Origin of the sequence: Ralstonia flatus, from assembly GCF_958439105.1 — a bacterium.
Classification (GTDB): Bacteria; Pseudomonadota; Gammaproteobacteria; order Burkholderiales; family Burkholderiaceae; genus Ralstonia; species Ralstonia flatus.
The window spans coordinates 259,560-273,101 of record NZ_CAUDLI010000003.1; the positions used below are offsets into that span (position 1 = coordinate 259,560).

Annotated in this window: 13 protein-coding genes and 3 tRNA genes; 3 read left to right on the top strand and 13 right to left on the bottom strand. The window is 62.3% G+C overall.

All coding sequences use genetic code 11. The features are described 5' to 3' along the window. Nucleotides 1-332: 332 nt before the first annotated feature. On the top strand, nucleotides 333-2,015 hold the full coding sequence (locus R2676_RS08230; RefSeq protein ID WP_206275499.1) for a M30 family zinc metallopeptidase: 1,683 nt from the start codon (nucleotides 333-335) through the stop codon (nucleotides 2,013-2,015). A 168-nt stretch (nucleotides 2,016-2,183) separates the two neighbouring features. On the opposite strand, the gene R2676_RS08235 is transcribed toward R2676_RS08230, so the two are convergent. The 5 genes from R2676_RS08235 to uvrC form a co-directional block, all read right to left on the bottom strand. Next, a tRNA-Cys gene (locus R2676_RS08235) sits at nucleotides 2,184-2,257 on the bottom strand. A gap of 92 nt (nucleotides 2,258-2,349) precedes the next feature. Continuing rightward, nucleotides 2,350-2,425: transfer RNA gene (locus R2676_RS08240), tRNA-Gly, on the bottom strand. A gap of 53 nt (nucleotides 2,426-2,478) precedes the next feature. Then, a tRNA-Gly gene (locus R2676_RS08245) sits at nucleotides 2,479-2,554 on the bottom strand. A 136-nt stretch (nucleotides 2,555-2,690) separates the two neighbouring features. Continuing rightward, entirely contained in the window at nucleotides 2,691-3,266 is a 576-nt protein-coding gene (gene pgsA, locus R2676_RS08250; RefSeq protein WP_206275500.1) for a CDP-diacylglycerol--glycerol-3-phosphate 3-phosphatidyltransferase, read from the bottom strand. Nucleotides 3,267-3,333: 67 nt separating this feature from the next. Then, entirely contained in the window at nucleotides 3,334-5,307 is a 1,974-nt protein-coding gene (uvrC, locus tag R2676_RS08255; RefSeq protein ID WP_206275501.1) for an excinuclease ABC subunit UvrC, read from the bottom strand. Nucleotides 5,308-5,399: 92 nt separating this feature from the next. Between uvrC and earP the strand changes: the two genes are divergently transcribed. Both earP and efp read left to right on the top strand, forming a co-directional pair. After that, nucleotides 5,400-6,593: an elongation factor P maturation arginine rhamnosyltransferase EarP gene (earP, locus tag R2676_RS08260; protein WP_206275502.1), complete on the top strand. Its 1,194-nt coding sequence runs from the start codon at nucleotides 5,400-5,402 to the stop codon at nucleotides 6,591-6,593. 122 nt (nucleotides 6,594-6,715) lie between these two features. Next, on the top strand, nucleotides 6,716-7,285 hold the full coding sequence (efp, locus tag R2676_RS08265) for an elongation factor P (RefSeq protein ID WP_027677743.1): 570 nt from the start codon (nucleotides 6,716-6,718) through the stop codon (nucleotides 7,283-7,285). A 78-nt stretch (nucleotides 7,286-7,363) separates the two neighbouring features. On the opposite strand, the gene nagZ is transcribed toward efp, so the two are convergent. From nagZ to lepB, 8 genes are all read right to left on the bottom strand, one after another. Further along, a complete protein-coding gene (nagZ, locus tag R2676_RS08270) occupies nucleotides 7,364-8,413 on the bottom strand; it encodes a beta-N-acetylhexosaminidase (protein ID WP_206275503.1) in 1,050 nt (349 codons plus the stop codon). Further along, nucleotides 8,410-8,853: a holo-ACP synthase gene (acpS, locus tag R2676_RS08275; RefSeq protein ID WP_102064878.1), complete on the bottom strand. Its 444-nt coding sequence runs from the start codon at nucleotides 8,851-8,853 to the stop codon at nucleotides 8,410-8,412. Before acpS ends, nagZ begins: the two co-directional genes overlap by 4 nt. Then, nucleotides 8,850-9,641 (bottom strand): pyridoxine 5'-phosphate synthase, encoded by a 792-nt coding sequence (gene pdxJ, locus R2676_RS08280; protein ID WP_027677746.1) that lies wholly within the window; start codon nucleotides 9,639-9,641, stop codon nucleotides 8,850-8,852. Before pdxJ ends, acpS begins: the two co-directional genes overlap by 4 nt. Then, on the bottom strand, nucleotides 9,638-10,459 hold the full coding sequence (gene recO, locus R2676_RS08285; protein ID WP_206275504.1) for a DNA repair protein RecO: 822 nt from the start codon (nucleotides 10,457-10,459) through the stop codon (nucleotides 9,638-9,640). Before recO ends, pdxJ begins: the two co-directional genes overlap by 4 nt. A 32-nt stretch (nucleotides 10,460-10,491) precedes the next feature. Beyond that, nucleotides 10,492-11,430: a GTPase Era gene (gene era / locus R2676_RS08290; RefSeq protein WP_004635627.1), complete on the bottom strand. Its 939-nt coding sequence runs from the start codon at nucleotides 11,428-11,430 to the stop codon at nucleotides 10,492-10,494. An 8-nt stretch (nucleotides 11,431-11,438) separates the two neighbouring features. Then, nucleotides 11,439-12,209, bottom strand: a complete 771-nt coding sequence (gene rnc, locus R2676_RS08295; protein WP_027677748.1) for a ribonuclease III — start codon at nucleotides 12,207-12,209, stop codon at nucleotides 11,439-11,441. 1 nt (nucleotide 12,210) lies between these two features. Then, nucleotides 12,211-12,579: a DUF4845 domain-containing protein gene (locus R2676_RS08300; protein WP_206275506.1), complete on the bottom strand. Its 369-nt coding sequence runs from the start codon at nucleotides 12,577-12,579 to the stop codon at nucleotides 12,211-12,213. 62 nt (nucleotides 12,580-12,641) lie between these two features. Then, complete coding sequence (gene lepB / locus R2676_RS08305) at nucleotides 12,642-13,535, bottom strand: signal peptidase I (protein WP_027677750.1); 894 nt, start codon at nucleotides 13,533-13,535, stop codon at nucleotides 12,642-12,644. Nucleotides 13,536-13,542 lie beyond the last annotated feature (7 nt).

Below are 13,542 nucleotides of genomic sequence, written 5' to 3' on the forward strand. Positions count from 1 at the left end.
CGCCCATCGCGCCCCCGAACGGGGCAGCATCCCCACTGCAACAAATTTCCGACTGACATAGTTGACTGCGCACGGAAGCCGCGGGCCCGCCGCGCTAACGAACCGCCCCCGGATCACAACAATTTTTGTTAATTTAAATAACTAATGACAATCAAGACGATTAAATAAATTTCACGCCCGCTTATTTGCAATTATTTTCAAAAATATCGACACCCCACTCCCTAGAGGCTCGATAAAATCCGCCCTCGCCTTATCAGCAATAGGCAGTCAAGGCCAGCATCCTCATTTTTTATTCAAGGCGCCAACCGTGGCACCATTTTTAGGGGCGGATTATGCGTTTCAAGCATCGGCAACCAGCGGTTGCCCTGGGATTAGCCATCATCATGGCCGCCTGTTTGGCAGCTTGTGGTGGCGGCGATGACAGCACGGCGAAGTCAACCACGCCTGAGGGCAACACCGGCACCACAACGCCGACCAAGCCACAGAACGACTTCCAAAGGGCCTGCACCGACTGTGCCGCAGCTGACGACGCAACGTACTCGGGCTCAGGCGTAGGCATCTGGTCTGTAGGAAATACGGGCGCCACAGCCAAGGCAGCACAAGTCAACATCACCATGGCAGGCGGTCTCTCAGGCGAGGATGTCCGCGTCGTCTACACCAACCCGACCGACACGCCTGCGCCATTCTCCATGTTCGTCAAGGCATCCGCCGTCAACCGCGCGTCTGTGCGGAGCGTGCAACCGCCCAAAGCGACGGACGGCGAGATCCGGGCGCGCATCCAGGAATTCAACCGCTCAGGCTTTGCCAAGCTCCTCGGCCCACGTGCGAGCGAATCGCAAATGGGTATTGCCGGCGTGCGGACGCAAGCCTCGACCGTCTATGCGGTCAACGATCAACGTCAGTGGAACGATATGAACGGTGTGGCCCGAACCGCCACGCTGGTCAAGCAGCAGGCCGCCGCAGACGGAAAGATGATCAACCTGTGGGTCGAGCACACTGAGCTTGCGCCGGACCGAATCACCCAAGCCATCATCGATCGGATGCTGGACACGTATGCCCGCCCCGGGGGCGTCTACGACATGCTGACAGCCGTGGGCGGGCCGCTATGGGGCGATCAACGTTACAACAATCTGTTGGCCCCGAACCAGCCGATCGACCTCGTCCTGCTCAACTTCGACCAAAACGCCAAACCGTTCGGCATGGTCGGCTACTTCCATGGGCTGAACAGTTTCCTGCAGAGTAGCGCCCCGAAGAGCAACGAATCGGTGTCGCTCTACCTCGATACGGAGACCATGTATTTGGGCGGAAGCTTTGGCTTGCAGGCGTCGCTCATGACGCTGGCACACGAAGGCATGCATATGCAGAACTTCTATCGCCGCGCCGTCCTGAACGGACCGGAATTTGCATTCGACACCTGGCTGGAAGAGCAATCGGCGATGATGATGGAGGATTGGGCTAGCTCCAACGTGGACGCCACCTTCAACAACGTGCGCGACATTCGCATTCCGGGCTTCGTAGCGACGACTGGCTACACATGCCCGTTGACGACCTTTACCAGCGGTGACGACGAGCTGTGCGACAGCTATTCAGTGAATGGGGCTTTTGGCGGATTCCTGAATCGCCAGCTCGGCCTGGGCTTCTACAAAGATCTGCTTACGCGTATGGACAGCCCAGACTCCAAAACCGTACTCGACAATGCGATCAAGGCGGCACGCGCGGATTCGAGTTTCAGCACAGAAGCAGAGCGCTTCGCTGTGACGATGGCGTCGCTGATGCCTTCTAGCGGTGGAGCCTCTCGCTACAGCTTCCCAGCGCGTGCAGAAGGTGGCTTCAAGGTGCCGGCCGTCAATCTCAAACCCTTCCATGCGGTTCAGAGCCTGCCGACATCGCCCGCTACGCTGGCGCCGTATGCCGCGTTCGTGTCGCCGCGGGGTTCCGTGACGGGTACGTACGCCGACACCATCACCGTGCCGCCGGGGACGAATGCGTGGGTGGTGATCCAGCCGAAGGAGTAAGCCACACCGCACCAAAAAGAGCAGCCTTGCCGGGCTGCTCTTTTTTTTGCACAGATATCCACCACTGTCGCTTGCTGTGCGCCGGCATCACGCCAACGCCGTAGCGATACGGCAGCCGCATACGTGAAAAACAAAAAGCCCCGAACCAGTCGGGGCTTTTTTTCATTCTGGAGGCGGAGGCCGGAATCGAACCGGCGTACACGGCTTTGCAGGCCGCTGCATAACCACTTTGCTACCCCGCCAGGGGCTCAGCACCGCATTGTAGCAATTCATGAAGAACCGCGTGTTTGCAGTGCCGATAAAGAAAAAGGGAAGCAAGGCTTCCCTTCGGGATTGGAGCGGGAAACGAGGCTCGAACTCGCGACCTCAACCTTGGCAAGGTTGCGCTCTACCAACTGAGCTATTCCCGCGTAACCGGTTATGCCGCCGCGCCATCACATCAACACGGCCACATATTTAAAACTGGAGCGGGAAACGAGGCTCGAACTCGCGACCTCAACCTTGGCAAGGTTGCGCTCTACCAACTGAGCTATTCCCGCATTTTTGGCTATCAGCACTGCCGTACAACCTTTGTGCTGCCAGACCGTTTGCGTCACATCACTGCAACGCGAGAACGAGATTATGGCAAAGAAGAATCGTCCTCGTCAACACTTTTGCGCAAGAGTTTTTACAGGCTCATTTCGCGCGCTCGCGGATCTGCGGCCACGCGAGCTTCATGTAGTACGCCATCGACCACAGCGTGAGCACCGCCGCCACGTAAATGAGCCACGTGCCCCACACCTGCGCGTCAATCATGTCCAACAGGCGGCCTTCGAACAGCAGCAGCGGAATGGCGATCATCTGGAAGGTCGTCTTCAGCTTGCCGAGGAAGTTCACGGCCACGCTCTTCGACGCGCCAATCTGCGCCATCCATTCACGCAGGGCAGAGATGGTGATCTCGCGGCCGATGATGACGAGCGCGATGACGTCGGACACGCGCCCCAACGACAGCAGCACCAGCAGCGCAGCGGCCACCATCAGTTTGTCGGCGACCGGATCGAGAAAAGCGCCGAAGGCGGACGTCTGGTTCCAGCGGCGGGCAAGAAAGCCGTCGAACCAATCCGTGAGGCTTGCGACGATGAAAAACACCGCGGCCGTCAGGTTCTTGGCGGGCAACGCTATCCAGGTGTCCGGCACGTAGAACACGCCCACCACCAGCGGGATCATGGCCACACGCAGCCAGGTCAGGAGGATCGGGAAGTTGAAAGGCATGGCAAATCGAGAGGACAACCGCCGCGCAAGCTCCAACCTACGCGGCAAGATGGGGCATTGTCGCCGATCAATGCAGCTGACGGTAGATTTCTTCGGCCAGCGTCTGCGAGATGCCTTCGACCGTGGCGAGTTCGTCGACGCTCGCGGCCATCACGCCACGCAGGCCGCCGAAGCGCGCCAGCAACCGCTGCCGACGCTTGGCGCCGATGCCTTCGATCTCTTCCAGCCGCGACGTGTTGCGCGCCTTGGCTCGCTTGGCGCGCATGCCGGTGATGGCAAAGCGGTGCGCTTCATCGCGAATCTGCGCGACCAGCATCAGCGCGGCGCTGCCCTGACCCAGCTCCAGTGACGGACGGCCATCGGCAAAGATCAGCGTTTCCAGGCCGACCTTGCGCCCCTCGCCCTTGGCCACGCCGACGAGCAATCCAATATCCAGCCCCAGCTCTTCAAACACCTGGCGCGCGACTTCCACCTGCCCCTTACCGCCGTCGATCAGCACGATGCTCGGCATGTTCGGCGTGTCTTCGCCAGCCTGCTCAACGATCTTCTGGTAGCGCCGCGTGAGGACCTGCCGCATGGCCGCGTAGTCGTCACCGGGGGTGATGTCCTGGATGTTGTAGCGACGGTATTCGCTGTTTTGCATGGCGTGGCTGTGAAAGACCACGCACGACGCTTGCGTGGCCTCGCCGGCGGTGTGGCTGATGTCGAAGCACTCGACGCGCAGCGCCGCAAGGTCTTCCAGATCGATGCCGATGGTCTCGGCCAGCGCGCGCGTACGGGCCTGCTGGCTGCCTTGCTCGGAAAGCCGGCGCATCAGCGACAGCTCGGCGCCCTTCTCCGCCATCTCCAGCCAGGCGCGACGTCCGCCCTGCGGCTGGCGCACAACCGAAATGCGACGCCCGGCCTGCTCGGCCAGCGCATCGATCAACTCGGTTGCATGAATCTGATGGCTGACCACCAGCACCGGCGGCACGAACTGATCGAGATAGTGCTGCGCAACGAACGCCTCGAGGATGTCGCTGGCCATGCGGTCGGCATCGCGTGATGTTTCTGCGGCAGCGTCGCCGCCGGCCTCGACATCCACGCCGACGATGGCGGCGCCCTCCTCAACGTGCGTGGGGAAGTAAGCCTTGTCGCCCAGATGCCGGCCGCCGCGCACCATCGCGAGGTTCACGCAGGCGTGGCCGCCCTTGATGGCAACGGCCAGGATGTCGATGTCGCTGGCGTGGCCGACCTCTTCCACCGACTGCTGCTTGAGCACCGTCGACAACGCGCCGATCTGGTCGCGCACGATGGCGGCCTGCTCGAACGCCAGCGATTCGGAATAGCGCTGCATCTTGTCCTGCAGCGTCTGCATGACCTCGTCCTGGCGGCCCTGGAGGAAACCGGCCGCGTTGGCGACGTCGCGCGCGTAGTCCTCCGGGCTGATCGCCTGCACACACGGGCCACTGCAGCGATGGATCTGATGCAGGAGGCACGGCCGCGTGCGGTTGTTGAAGACGGTGTCTTCGCACGTGCGGAGCTGGAACACCTTCTGCAGGATCTGCATGCTTTCACGCACCGCATGCGCGCTCGGAAACGGGCCGAAGTACTGGTGCTTGCGATCGGTCGCGCCCCGGTAATACGCCATGCGCGGATAGGCGTGATGCGTGAGCTTCAGATACGGATACGACTTGTCGTCGCGAAACAGGATGTTGTAGCGCGGCGCCAGCGCCTTGATGAGGTTGTTCTCAAGCAGCAGCGCTTCGGCCTCGCTGCGCACGACGGTGGTGTCGATGCGTGCGATCTTCGCCACCATCATCGCGATGCGCGGCGAAAGCAGCGTTTTGTTGAAATAGCTCGACACGCGCTTCTTGAGGTCGCGTGCCTTGCCCACGTAGAGCACGTTGCCCTGCGCATCGAAGTAGCGATACACGCCCGGCAGATTCGGCAGGCGCGCGATGTGCGCTTTCGCGTCGAATTCGGGCACGTTGGCGGGCGCGCTGGGCTCGACGCTCTCGGGCGTCTCGGGGGGCTGGGGTTGCGTGGGGTCGGACGACATGGCGTTCGCTGTATCAGAGGCCGTCAGTGTAGAACAAGCTGCCGACTACAATGTCGGCCCGCCCTTCTTCGCTGCCCGACTCGCCTTCCTGCATGCGCACCATCACATCCTGGGATCTCTTCTGTCGCGTCGTCGACAATTACGGCGACATCGGCGTCTGCTGGCGCCTGGCCCGCCAGCTTGTACAGGAGCACGGCCATACCGTCCGCCTGTGGGTCGACGATCTCCGTTCGTTCGAAAAGATTTGCCCCGCAGTCGACGCTCAAGCCGACGCGCAGCGCGTCTCGGGCGTCGATATCCGCCAATGGACTGACGACGCGCAGGTCGCCAATCTCCTCGCCGCCGATGCGCACCCAGGTTTGCACGACGTGGTGATTGGCGCGTTCGCATGCGCCGTTCCGGAGCCCGTGCTGACGCTCATGGCGGAGCGGGCGTCGGAAGGCGCAGCACCGGTTTGGCTCAATCTGGAATACCTGAGCGCCGAGAACTGGGTGGCCGAGCATCACGCGATGCAATCGCCACATCTGCGGCTGCCGCTCGTCAAACACTTCTTCTTCCCCGGCTTTGCACGCAACACCGGCGGCGTCCTGCGGGAATCGCATCTTGGCGCGCAACGCAAAACGTTCGAGGCGAGCCCCGCCGCGCACCAGGCGTTGTGGCACCGCCTCGGCGTCGACGACCTGGTGCACCACAACCCCGACGCCCTGCGCGTAAGCCTGTTCGCTTATGCCAACCCGGCCCTGGCGGCGCTGGTCTCCCAATGGGAAGCCTCGCCCCAACCGGTGATCTGCCTGGTGCCCGAAGGTTTGGCCGCCCAGCAGATCGCCGAGCTCATGGGCGATGCCGGCGCCGCCAAGACGGGCGCGCGCTGGACGCGCGGCAACCTCAGCGTGGCAGTCGTGCCGTTCGCCCCGCAGGAGCACTATGACCCGCTGCTGTGGGCATGCGACATCAATTTCGTACGCGGTGAAGACTCCTTCGTGCGTGCTCAGTGGGCGCTGAAGCCGTTTGTCTGGCACATCTACCCCCAAAGCGACGACGTACACCTCGTCAAGCTCGACGCATTTCTGGCGCGCTATACGCCAGCCCTGACAGACGCCGATGCCAAAGCGCTGATCTCGTTCTGGCACGCGTGGAATGGTGCGCCGGCGTCACTCGACTGGAACGAGTTTGTCGCCGCCGCGCCTCGCCTGCGCGTACGGGCCGTCACCTGGGAGCAAAGCTTGATGCAACTGGGCGATCTCGCCGCGAATTTGGTGGCATTTTGCGAAAAACAGGTAAAATAGCGGGCTGATCTGTATGCGACCCCCGGCTCTGACCTGGTTCGCGCGGCCCGGAGGGTATCGCGCGGTGCTTCGTTGCTTGGCGCGCATCGAACCCTCTTACTCTCAGGAACTGTGAAATGGCTTTGAAAATCGCGCAAGAACTCCGCGCTGGCAACGTGTTCATGATCGGCAACGACGCAATGGTCGTGCTCAAGACCGAGTACAGCCGTTCGGGCCGTTCGGGCGCCGTCGTCAAGATGAAGTACAAGAACCTGCTGACGGGCGCAGGTGGCGAGTCGGTGTTCAACGCCGATGACAAGATGGACCAGGTCATCCTGGAGAAGAAGGAAGCCGAGTACTCCTACTTCGACGGTTCGATGTACGTGTTCATGGACCCGGTCACGTACGAACAGTACAACGTTGAGCCCGCCGCCATGGGTAGCGCGCTGAACTACCTGCAAGACGGCATGAAGGTCGAAGTGACGTTCTACAACGAGAACGCCATCTCGGTGGAACTGCCGACCACGGTTGTCCGCGAAATCGTCTACACCGAGCCGGCAGTCAAGGGCGACACGTCGTCGGGTAAGGTGCTGAAGGCAGCTCGCATCAACGACAACGAAGAATTCGTGATCATGGTGCCGCTGTTCTGCAACATCGGCGAGAAGATCGAAATCGACACGCGTACCGACGAGTACCGCAGCCGCGCCAAGTAAGCTGGCGCCGCAGCAAGAAGAAAGGCTCCCTTGGGAGCCTTTTCTTTTGCCAGCACGCTTTGTGCGTTTCTGGGGCTACTACGCGATGAGCTTCGCCTCGCGCAACGTGCGCAGCGCCTGCCTGTAGGCCGATTGCTGCTGCAACTTCGCCCAGTCCTTCACGGCCCGGCCGCCAAACAACCGGCGCACGCGCCGCTGCGATGCCTTGCCCATGGGCACGTCCAGCTCGCCGAGCAGCTGATCGGCCTTCTCCGGCGCATTGCAGATCAGCACCATGTCGCAGCCGGCCGTGAGCGCCGCGCGCGCCCCGTCGACCACCGTGCCGGCCACGCTCGCGCCTTCCATGCTCAGGTCATCGCTGAAGATCACGCCGTCGAAGTTGAAATGCGCGCGCAGCATGTCCTGCAGCCAGAAGCGAGAGAAGCCTGCCGGATTCGGGTCGACGGCCGAGTAAATCACGTGTGCCGGCATCACCGACTGCAGACCGATCCCCATCCAGCCGTAGGGCTGCGCGTCGTCGGCAAGGATGGCCTCCAGCGGGCGCTCGTCCACAGGCACAGCAATGTGCGAATCCGCCTGGACGTAGCCGTGACCGGGGAAATGCTTGCCGCAATTGGACATGCCGGCCAGGCGCAAACCTAGCGTGAGATGGTTGGCGAGCATCGTGACCACGCGCGGGTCGCGATGGAACGCGCGATCGCCGATCACGCTGCTGCTGCCGTAGTCCAGATCGAGCACGGGCGTGAAGCTGAGGTCGATGTCGCACGCGCGCAGTTCTGCGGCCAGGACATAGCCGCAAGCCGTGGCGGCGCGCGTCGCGGCCAGCACATCGGTGTCCCACAACTTGCCCAGCGCGCCCATGGCGGGCAGGTGCGTAAAACCGTCGGTCTTGGCGCGTTGCACGCGACCGCCTTCGTGGTCGATGCAAATCAGCACGTCGCTCCGAATCGCCCGAATGGCCTGCGTGAGCGCGATGAGTTGCGCGCGCGATTCGAAGTTGCGCGCAAACAGGATCACGCCGCCCGTCAACGGGTGGGCAATGCGGCGGACGTCGTCGGGGCCGAGTTCCAGGCCGGCAACATCCAGAACGATCGGGCCGGGGTGCTTCTGCTTCTTGGTTTGAGTCATGCGGAGGATTTCGTTTGCAACTCGGCAACGGCGAAGGCGACTGCGTAGTCGCGCTCGTCCGTCACACTGATCTGGATATGAAGGCCGTGCTGCGCAATCCAGTCGGCCAGTTCGCCGCTGTAGCGCACCACCGGTTGGCCGGAGGGCAAGTTGAGCGTCTGTACCGCACGCCACGTCATGGGCCAGCGCATGCCCAGGCCGATGGCCTTGGACACAGCTTCCTTGGCGGCAAAGCGCGTGGCAAGAAACGCGAGGCCACGGCGCTCTGAACGCGCCTTGCGGGCATGGTAGACGCGCAGCTCATCGGGGCCGAGTACCTTTTCGGCGAAGCGGCCGTTGGTCCGCTGCATCACGCCTTCAACGCGCTCGATCTGGATGATGTCGGTACCGATGCCATAAATGGCACCGGACACCGAGGCGGCTGCGGCCCGTTCGCTCATACAGGCACGCCCGGGTGTGCCGCGGCAGGCGTCGTGGATGACAACCGCGCCGCAACCATGATCGCCTTCATCTCGCGCACCGCGTTCTGCCAGCCGGCAAACACAGCATGCGCAACGACAGCGTGCCCGATGTTGAGTTCATGGATGCCGGCGATGGCGGCAATCGGTTGCACGTTCGTGTAGTGGAGGCCGTGGCCTGCGTTCACGCGCACGCCCCAGCGGATGCCCTCTTCCACCGCGGTCTCGATGCGGACAAGTTCTGCCCGCAGCTCGGCATCGTCGGTCGCTTCGGCATAGCGGCCCGTGTGCAGTTCGATGACAGGCGCGCCGGCAGCTGCAGCGGCCTCGATCTGCGCCGCATCCGGATCGATGAACAGAGACACGCGGATTCCGGCATCGGCCAGTTGCTTGCAAGCGGCTTGCACCTTGGCAAAACCGCCGACAACGTCTAGGCCGCCTTCGGTGGTCACTTCCTGACGGCGCTCGGGCACGAGGCAGACATCCTGCGGGCCGACGTCGCATGCGATGTCGAGCATCTCCTGCGTGACCGCGCACTCGAGATTCATGCGCGTGCGCAATTGCGGCCGCAACGCGCGCACATCGGCATCCTTGATGTGGCGGCGATCTTCGCGCAGGTGCAGCGTGATGAGATCGGCGCCGGCTTCTTCAGCCAACAGCGCCGCGGCGATCGGGTCCGGGTACGTGGTGCCGCGCGCGTTGCGCAGTGTGGCGACGTGGTCGATGTTGATACCCAGGTCGATGATTCCCGGCGAGGCATGAAAGATCATAGTTTCTGCAAGTCGATCAGGATCTGGCGCGTCGAAAGCGGCGTGCCATGCAAATGATAATGCAGCAGGAAACGCATCAGGCTGCGGCTTTGCTGCGCGGTCGTGGGGCGTGAGGCGTAGTCGTCGTGTTCCATGTCGATCAGCGTCTGGCCGCGCAAGACAGGCCAGGACGACGGATCGCTGGGCAGCGTGCGCCGGATGCCGCGCTCGGGGTGATAGACGTATTCAGCATCGGCCTGCACGGGTTCGCCGTCGATGCAACGGTCGAGCTGCGCGGCAAAGCCGGTCTCGCGCAGCAGCACACGTTCGAACGCCCGCAGCGTGAAGGCCGCGGGTTCGCCATGGGCAAGCTTATTGAGGGTCTCGACGTAATGCGCGAACAGGACCGGGTGGCCGTCTTCGCGGGCGACGAACTTGACGAGCAGTTCGTTCAGATAGAAGCCGGACAGCAATCCCTCTCCGCCCAGCGGCAGCATGCCGCCGACCCACTCTGCGCGCGTGAGCGTGCGCACATCACCGCGCCCGCTCCAGGACAGCGACAGCGGCTGGAACGTCTGCAACACCGCACGCAGCGCCGAATGCGGCCGCTTGGCCCCTTTGGCGACCAGCGCCATACGCCCGTAGTCCGGCGTGAAGACGTCGATGATGAGGCTGGTTTCCCGATACGGGTAACTGTGCAACACGAAGGCCGGCTGCCCAGCAACACGCGTCTCGGAACGCCCGGCAGGAAAGCTCTTGCGCGGCGCGGCGCCAGCAACGCCTTCCTCGGCCAGCCATTCCGCGGCCTCGTCCGGAATCGGATCGGATCGTCCCGCCATCGAGCGTGTGTAGAAGTGGCGCGGCTAGGTGGTTATTCGTAGCCGTAGGCGCGCAGGCCGGCTTCGTTGTCGGCCCAACCGCTCTTGACCTTGATCCAAACCTCCAGATACACCTTGCCGTCGAACAGTTTTTCCATGTCCATGCGGGCTTCGGTGGAGATCTGCTTCAGCTTGGCGCCCTTCGCACCGATGATCATCGCCTTGTGTGCGTCGCGATCGACCAGAATGGTCACGAACACGCGGCGCAGGCGGCCTTCGGTTTCGAATTTGTCGACGATGACGGTGCTGGAATACGGCAACTCGTCGCCCGTCCAGCGAAAGACCTTCTCGCGAACGATTTCGGCGGCCAGGAAACGCTCGCTGCGATCGGTCAGCGCTTCCGGGTCGTACATCGGCTCACCTTCCGGCAGATACGGGCGCACGATGCCGAGCAGCCGATCGATGTCGTCGCGGTTCTTGGCCGACATCGGCACGATTTCGGCAAACGGAAACACCTGCGCCATGTCCTGCAGGAACACGGCGACCATCTCGGCGCGCGTGTACGCATCGAGCCGATCGACCTTGTTGACGATCAGGATCACGGGCGTCTCGCGCGGCAGCAGCGAGAGCACCTTTTCGTCATCCGGGCCGTAGCGGCCGGCTTCGACCACGAACAACACCGCATCCACCGACGTGAGCGTGGACGTGACCGCGCGGTTCAGCGAACGGTTCAGTGCGGTGGCGTGACGGGTCTGAAACCCTGGCGTATCGACGAAGACGAACTGGGCGTCATCCGTCGTCTGAATGCCCGTGATGCGGTGGCGCGTGGTCTGCGCCTTGCGCGATGTGATGCTGACCTTCTGGCCCACAAGGGCGTTCATCAGCGTGGATTTGCCGACGTTCGGCCGCCCGACAATGGCGACCATGCCGCAGCGGAACCCCTCCGGCACGCCAGATTCTGGCTGCGGAGGCTGCAATGGGGTGTCGCTCATTTACCTGATTATTCCTTCAACCTGAGAGACAACTGCGGATCGGGCGGCGTGGCCTGCTTGCGCGTCTTGCCGGTGCGCTCGGCGCGGCTGCGCTTGACGAGCTGCGGCACCAGGCGATGCGCCTCTTCCAAGGCCAGCTTGGCCGCCGATTGTTCGGCCGCGCGCCGCGACGCCCCGTTGCCGGAGACGCGAATCTCCAGCTTGGGGATCGAGCACTCGACCTCGAATTGCTGATTATGCGCCGCGCCGTGGGTGGCCACCACCGTATACAGCGGCAACGCAATCTTGTGACCTTGGAGGTACTCCTGCAACAGCGTCTTGGCGTCCTTGCCAAGCGTGCGCGGGTCGACCTGTTCAAGGATCGGGATATAGAGCTTGCGGATCAGCGTGCGGGCGGCATCGAAGCCGCCGTCGAGGAACACTGCCCCGAAAATCGCTTCCAGCGCATCGGCCAGGATAGACGGACGGCGGAAACCGCCGCTCTTCAACTCGCCTTCGCCCAAACGCAGGGCATCGGGCAACTGCAACATCTGCGCGATCTCGTACAGCGCTTGTTGCTTGACCAGATTGGCCCGCACGCGCGAGAGATCGCCTTCATCCAGCTTGCCGAACATGCCGTAGAGCATGTCCGCGACGGCGCAGTTCAGGATCGAATCGCCCAGAAATTCCAGGCGCTCGTTGTGCATCGCGCTGTGGCTGCGATGCGTGAGCGCCTGCTGCAGCAACTCCGGTTTGCTGAAGCGGTAGCCAAGACGTTGCTGTAGTGCATCCAGACTCATGTCAACGCTGGGTCCCCGAATAGGTGATCACCAGACCGATGGGGCCGTACAGCGGCACTTCACGCTTGTACGAGAAACGCACCGCCTGAATGGAGCCACCGCCGTCCAGCACTTCGAGATCTTCGCCCTTGATCGACGTGATGTCGTCGATCGCGGCCTGCTTGTCAAAGGCGGCGGCCACCTCTTCGCGCGTGCTGGCACGTTCGCGCGCCTGCTTAACAGCACGCGTGATGGCCTGGTATTCCATCAGGCTCGGCACAGACCGAATGGCGGGCAGCACAAACGTAATCAGCACGATGATCCCAATCAGGATGCCAAACATCGTAATCCCGCGCGACGGGCGTTTGAGACCGATTTGACGAATCCGCATTGCATTTCCCCCGTTTTGCAATTGCCGAGTTTTATTAAGATATCTTTGCGTCACTTATCGGGTCAGTGAAAAGCACCGATCCGTTTCAGGTCACCGAGATTCATCCAGATGAAGAACGCCTTCCCGACAATGTTCTTGTCCGGCACGAAGCCCCAGTAACGGGAATCCGCGCTGTTGTCGCGATTATCGCCCATCATGAAATAGTGACCTGCAGGTACCTTGCAAGTGAAGCCGGTCTGATTGTATGTGCAGTTCTCGCGGAACGGAAAATCGTCCGGGCCGGAGACATAGGCCGGGCGGTCCGCGTCGTTCAGGATGTTGTGCGTCACGTTGCCCAGCGTCTCCTGGTACTGCTTCGAGTAGGTCAGACGCTCCCCATCAAGGTAGTCGGACTGCGGCGCGTAGGTCGCCGGCTGACCGTTCACCGTCAGACGCTTGTTGTCGTACTTCACCACGTCACCGGGCACGCCGATCACGCGCTTGATGTAATCCATCGACTCGTCTTTCGGATAGCGGAAGACCATCACGTCGCCACGCTGCGGCTGGTTCAGCTCCACGATCTTCTTGTTCACAATGGGCAAACGAATGCCATACGTGTACTTGTTGACGAGGATGAAATCGCCGATTTGCAGCGTCGGAATCATCGAGCCCGACGGAATCTTGAACGGCTCGATCACGAACGAGCGCAGCAGGAACACCGCGGCAATCACCGGGAAGAAGCTGGCCGTGTATTCCAGCCACCAGGGCTGGCGCAGCTTGTCTTCGGCCAGTTGCAAACGCGCTGCGCCGATGTCGCCACCGCCGCCGTACTGCGCCTGCACCTGCGCGCGCGCATCAAATTCAGCGAGTGCCGCAGCCGCGGCCGCCTGACGTTGACGCTGGAACACGAGCTTGTCGGCCACCCACGCAATACCGGTGAGCACGACGAGAACAAACAGAATCAGGGCGAAGTTCATGGAGGAG

What these genes read in the sequence shown, in the direction of transcription:
- era (WP_004635627.1), bottom strand. Translation starts at nt 11,430, where the DNA reads ATGAGCGACACCCCATTGCAGCCTCCGCAGCCAGAATCTGGCGTGCCG.
- pdxJ (WP_027677746.1), bottom strand. Translation starts at nt 9,641, where the DNA reads ATGATCTTTCATGCCTCGCCGGGAATCATCGACCTGGGTATCAACATC.
- R2676_RS08300 (WP_206275506.1), bottom strand. Translation starts at nt 12,579, where the DNA reads ATGCGGATTCGTCAAATCGGTCTCAAACGCCCGTCGCGCGGGATTACG.
- lepB (WP_027677750.1), bottom strand. Translation starts at nt 13,535, where the DNA reads ATGAACTTCGCCCTGATTCTGTTTGTTCTCGTCGTGCTCACCGGTATT.
- nagZ (WP_206275503.1), bottom strand. Translation starts at nt 8,413, where the DNA reads ATGACTCAAACCAAGAAGCAGAAGCACCCCGGCCCGATCGTTCTGGAT.
- rnc (WP_027677748.1), bottom strand. Translation starts at nt 12,209, where the DNA reads ATGAGTCTGGATGCACTACAGCAACGTCTTGGCTACCGCTTCAGCAAA.
- pgsA (WP_206275500.1), bottom strand. Translation starts at nt 3,266, where the DNA reads ATGCCTTTCAACTTCCCGATCCTCCTGACCTGGCTGCGTGTGGCCATG.
- recO (WP_206275504.1), bottom strand. Translation starts at nt 10,459, where the DNA reads ATGGCGGGACGATCCGATCCGATTCCGGACGAGGCCGCGGAATGGCTG.
- R2676_RS08230 (WP_206275499.1), top strand. Translation starts at nt 333, where the DNA reads ATGCGTTTCAAGCATCGGCAACCAGCGGTTGCCCTGGGATTAGCCATC.
- acpS (WP_102064878.1), bottom strand. Translation starts at nt 8,853, where the DNA reads ATGAGCGAACGGGCCGCAGCCGCCTCGGTGTCCGGTGCCATTTATGGC.
- earP (WP_206275502.1), top strand. Translation starts at nt 5,400, where the DNA reads ATGCGCACCATCACATCCTGGGATCTCTTCTGTCGCGTCGTCGACAAT.
- uvrC (WP_206275501.1), bottom strand. Translation starts at nt 5,307, where the DNA reads ATGTCGTCCGACCCCACGCAACCCCAGCCCCCCGAGACGCCCGAGAGC.